1 protein-coding gene and 1 pseudogene are annotated in these 1309 nt (G+C 49.0%); both read left to right on the forward strand.

Going from position 1 to position 1309, the window contains the following annotated elements; translation table 11 throughout:
- Nucleotides 1–331 (forward strand): annotated as a pseudogene (locus tag J7438_RS25510) (CDP-glucose 4,6-dehydratase); the annotation flags it as partial.
- 24 nt (nt 332–355) lie between these two features.
- Nucleotides 356–1309 (forward strand): lipopolysaccharide biosynthesis protein RfbH (gene rfbH, locus J7438_RS25515; RefSeq protein WP_209278849.1); only part of this gene is annotated, 954 nt, incomplete at its 3' end.

The following is a 1309-nucleotide window of genomic DNA, read 5'->3' on the forward strand; positions in this document are numbered from 1 at the left end:
AAATTTGTTTGACCATGGGCCTACCTTTGCAGAAGGTTGGAATTTTGGACCAAACGACAGTGATGCCAGGCCGGTTGATTACATCGCCGACAAACTGGTTACGCTCTGGGGTGAGCAGGCCTGTTGGCAATTGGATGGTGCGGATCACCCTCATGAGGCTGGTTATCTCAAGCTGGACTGCTCCAAAGCAAGACAACGTCTCAATTGGGAGCCTCACTGGGATTTGGATGAAACGCTTGAGCGCATAGTGAAGTGGCATAAAGCATGGTTGAACCACGATGATATGCGCCAATACACCATAAATGAAATTAATGACTACATGAAAGCTTGATCAGTTAGCAAGTTAGGACAAACAATGACTCAGGAAACACTGCGTAACGATATTGCAGCCCTTGTGGAACAATATGCCGATGATACTTTTGCGGACAAACCGTTTGTTCCGGGTGAGACTGTCATTCCTCCTTCGGGTAAAGTGATTGGTGCGCCAGAAATCAAGGCAATGGTGGAGGCCTCCCTTGATGGCTGGTTAACCACGGGCCGATTCAATGCTGAGTTTGAAAAGCGCCTGGCAGACTACATCGGCGTGCCGCACTTGCTGACTACCACATCGGGCTCTTCAGCCAATCTGCTGGCAATGACAGCACTGACCTCACCCAAGTTGGGTGACCGATCGCTTAAGCCTGGTGATGAAGTAATTACCGTAGCGGCTGGCTTCCCGACCACAGTCAATCCGACCGTACAAAACGGCCTGATACCTGTATTTGTTGATGTCGATATTCCAACATACAACATCGACTCGGCATTGATTGAGGCTGCGGTATCAGAAAAAACCCGGGCGATCATGATTGCCCATACTTTGGGCAACCCCTTTGATTTGTCTGAAGTGCGTCGTATTGCTGACAAGTACAACCTTTGGTTGATTGAAGATTGCTGTGATGCCTTGGGCAGTACATATAATGGCCAGAAGGTGGGTACGTTTGGTGATTTGGCGACGGTAAGCTTCTACCCAGCGCATCACATTACCATGGGTGAGGGTGGTGCGGTGTTCACTAAATCCCGTGAACTTATCCGAATCGTAGAGTCTTTTCGGGATTGGGGGCGTGACTGCTATTGCCAGCCTGGCTGTGACAACACTTGTGGTAAACGCTTTGAACAACAGCTCGGTACTTTGCCCTTTGGCTACGACCACAAATACACATACTCCCATATGGGCTTTAACCTGAAGATTACAGATATGCAAGCCGCCTGCGGCCTGGCACAGATGGATCGGGTTGAGTGGTTAGTACAAAAACGTAAAGATAATTTTGCC

Source organism: Thalassotalea sp. G20_0, assembly GCF_017744175.1.
Taxonomy (GTDB): Bacteria; Pseudomonadota; Gammaproteobacteria; order Pseudomonadales; family Endozoicomonadaceae; genus Endozoicomonas.